2 protein-coding genes and 1 pseudogene are annotated in these 3,387 nt (G+C 54.1%); 1 reads left to right on the top strand and 2 read right to left on the bottom strand.

Annotated elements, in window-relative coordinates; genetic code table 11:
- Positions 1 to 68: 68 nt before the first annotated feature.
- Both BMI01S_RS36420 and BMI01S_RS43665 read right to left on the bottom strand, forming a co-directional pair.
- Positions 69 to 875 (bottom strand): IS5 family transposase, encoded by an 807-nt coding sequence (locus BMI01S_RS36420; RefSeq protein WP_028233032.1) that lies wholly within the window; start codon positions 873 to 875, stop codon positions 69 to 71.
- A gap of 304 nt (positions 876 to 1,179) precedes the next feature.
- Positions 1,180 to 1,427: pseudogene (locus BMI01S_RS43665) on the bottom strand (DDE-type integrase/transposase/recombinase); the annotation flags it as partial.
- Between the two features lie 55 nt (positions 1,428 to 1,482).
- On the opposite strand from BMI01S_RS43665, the gene BMI01S_RS40260 reads away from it, so the two are divergent.
- A partial coding sequence (locus tag BMI01S_RS40260) for a condensation domain-containing protein (protein WP_156123907.1) occupies positions 1,483 to 3,387 on the top strand: 1,905 nt, incomplete at its 3' end.

Below are 3,387 nucleotides of genomic sequence, written 5' to 3'. Positions count from 1 at the left end.
CTTATCGTTGATTCGAAGGACTCCAATATGTTTGAAATTAAAAATTCTTTTGGTGGCTTGCTAGACGGTTATGTACTTTTGTTAAGGAATGCAAAGTGGACGAGCATAAGCACGGAGAACACGACGAAATGCAGACCGGCCAAGGTTTCGGGCAAGCGCTCGTAGTCTCTGGTCAGTCGGCGGAAGCGGTTAAGCCAGCCGAAGCTGTGTTCCACCACCCAACGACGCGGCAACAGTACAAAGCCCTTTTTTGCCTCCGGCAACCTGACCACTTGAAGCTCGATGCCTTCATCGAGCGCGGCCTGTGCAGGCTCTTCGCCGTTGTAGCCCTGGTCAGCGAACGCGATTTTCACTGTCTGCCCCGTGGCCTGCTTGACCTGTCGCGCCAGTTTCCCGACCTGTGCACGCTCCTGTTCGTTAGCCGGCGTCACATGCACCGCAAGCAACTGCCCCAATGTATCTACCGCCATGTGCACCTTGCTGCCTTTCTTACGCTTGTACCCGTCATAGCCTGCGCTTGGACCGCTCTCGCACGTCGACTGCAGCGTACGGCCATCGAGGATGACTGCACTGGGCTGACCCCGGCGATCCTGCGCCACCCGGATAATCGAACGCAGGTCATTGACCATCGCCTCGAAACAGCCTGCCGGAATCCAGCGCTGCGTCTGCTGGTAGACCGTCTCCCACGGCGGAAAGTCATTGGGCAGCAGACGCCACGGTGCACCCGCGCGGACAATTCGGCGCAATGCCTTGAACATCTCGCGCAATTCGTAGCGACGCTGAGGCGCGTCCTGATTCATCAATGTCAGATACGGAGCGGCGTAGTACCATTCTTCATCCGATACATCCGTTGGGTAGGCTCTTCGTTTTTTCATCCCGCCAGGGTACCCAGGTCTGGCCGAAAGTTCATAACACCGTCGAATCGCAATCACATTATTAAATTCTACTGTTTGTGCAAAGGCTCTTGATCTTGGTCCCAAAGGCACAGGTCGACCACGTACGCTTACTCCGACGCAAGCCGAGCATCCAAATGATGTTACCGCGTCGTTTGGGACGCATCGCTCGTGGGCCTACAAGATCACGGCGCAGGCGCGAGGTCGTGGAGTGCGGGCGCTCCTTTGTGGCGGTCCTTGTCTCGACATCTCGCGCGGTGCCGCAGAGCACGCGGCAAGTACGGGTTTGAAAAAAACGCTTCGCTGCAGCCTTGTGGCGGCGCTTCTGTAGCAGGATATCGAGTTCAGCACCGTGCTGATCGACGGCGCGCCATATCAGAAGGCTCGCCGTGTAACGTCACAAGTACTTCGTCAAGGTGCCATGTGGTGCCGGGCTTGCAACGCGGCGCTTTCACCCGGTGCGCAAAGCATGCACCCAATTTATCGCACCAGCGTCGAATCGTATTCGTAACTGACGACAACGCCGAAGCCGAATCATTGCGCATCAGTTTTTCAAATGTCATTGTCGTAATGGAGTCGCGAGGAGAACATGAATCACCGGATTGTTACTAATGGTCAGCACGCGAATCCTGATAATGTGTGGATTGATGACGGCGAGCGCAATCTTGTCACGTGTCAGGACATCGGTCCTCAACTATTCGCGGCATCCTCAGCACAGACGGAGATCTGGCTTGCCGAACAAATTAACCCATGCAGCCCTGTCCACAACATTGGACAATACACCGAAATACGCGGCTGCATTGATCCCGCAGTGTTCGAGGAATCTTTACGTGCAGTGGTTCAGGAAGCGGAAGCTTTACGTTGCCGACTTATTGAGGCGAACGGGTCGCTCCGAGCATTCGTAGCCCCATCCCTCGATTGGTCGTTGCCAACTATCGATTTCAGTTCAAAAGCAGCTCCCACCAGAGAGGCTACCAGATGGATGGAGGTTAATTTCGAAATACCGTTCGATATGAAACAGGATCCCCTATTTTACTATGCGTTACTCAAGATTGCTTCTGATCGATTTATTTGGTATCAACGTTACCACCATAGTGTGATGGATGGCCATAGTGGCGTACTGGTTGCGCGTCGCGTTGCGCATTTCTACAGCATGCGCATTAGAGGGGAAAAAGTAGAGAAATCCAATTTTTATCCCATATCACATTTATTAGGAAACGATGCACGATATCGCGGCTCATTTGCTTTCGAACGCGACAAGAAATACTGGATGAGACGTTGCTCGGACTGGCCAGCCACCGTTACGTTAGCGAATCGGTATGCGCCCGCATTACGGCATCGCCTTCGCCAGACTGCTTATATTTCATCTCAATCGCTACGGGAACTTTTTAATGACCATAGTCGCTTGGCAAATCAAATAACGGTAGCTGTTGCCGCCTATCTCTACCGATCTACTGGCGCCGAGGAAATATCGCTGGGTTTTACTGTCACGGCCCGCTTGGGCGAGGATCGCTTGACTCCCGGCATGACGGCAAACGTCATACCCATTCGACTATCCGTTCACCATGAGAATAGTGCAACGGAATTAATGGGGCAGGCTGCTAAGCAAATTCAACGAGGCCTCTGGCATCAACGTTATCGTAGCGAAGTGCTTAGGCGAGATCTCGAGCGGCTTCACACACAGCCACTTTTTGGCCCTACCGTAAACCTGATGCCCTTCGATTATGGCTTGTCGTTCGGCTCTTGCTTGTCGACGACACATAATCTTGGCAATGCTACGATCAACGACCTGATGGTCTCGATTTACTCGCCGTCCGATGGCGGAGAGGTGAGAATCGATTTCGATGCGAACCCCGATATTTATTCGGAAGCTGATTTGATTGCTCATCAGAGACGCTTCTTGAAAGTGTTAGGTGCAATTGTCGACGATTGCACTCAATCGATTGGCTGTATCGATCTACTTGAATCTGATGAGCGGGATTTGTTGTTGAAAACTTGGAATCGAACTGAGACGGAATATCAACTGGATCGGTGCATCCACCAGTTGTTCGAAGAGCAAACGGAGCGAACGCCCGAAGCCGTGGCCATCGTTCACGAAGACGAGCAGCTCAGCTATGCACAACTCAATGCGCGCGCCAACAGGCTTGCCCATCAACTCGTCGCGCTGGGCGTCACGCCCGATACCCGGGTGGCCATCTGCGTGGAGCGCTCTGCCGCCATGATCGTCGGTCTGCTGGCCATTCTCAAGGCCGGCGGCGCCTATGTGCCACTCGACCCCGCCTATCCGGGAGAGCGACTCACTCACATTCTCTCCGATGCCCAGCCCGCCATCGTCCTGGCCGATCAGACCGGCAAGGAGGTACTGAGCCGGGCGTTGGCCGGTTACACCCTGATCGACCCCAACGACGCTCCCGTACAACCCGAGACCAATCCTCAGATACCGGGCCTTACCTCACGCCATCTCGCTTACGTGATCTACACCTCCGGCTCCACT

The sequence above is a fragment of the Paraburkholderia mimosarum LMG 23256 = NBRC 106338 genome (assembly GCF_000739815.1).
In the GTDB taxonomy this organism is placed as follows: domain Bacteria; phylum Pseudomonadota; class Gammaproteobacteria; order Burkholderiales; family Burkholderiaceae; genus Paraburkholderia; species Paraburkholderia mimosarum.
The sequence above is the reverse complement of the archived record's forward strand: the minus strand, read 5'-3'. Positions and strand labels throughout refer to the sequence as shown.

Excerpts from the sequence above, each read along its gene's own strand:
- BMI01S_RS36420 (WP_028233032.1), bottom strand. The coding sequence starts at position 875 with ATGAAAAAACGAAGAGCCTACCCAACGGATGTATCGGATGAAGAATGG.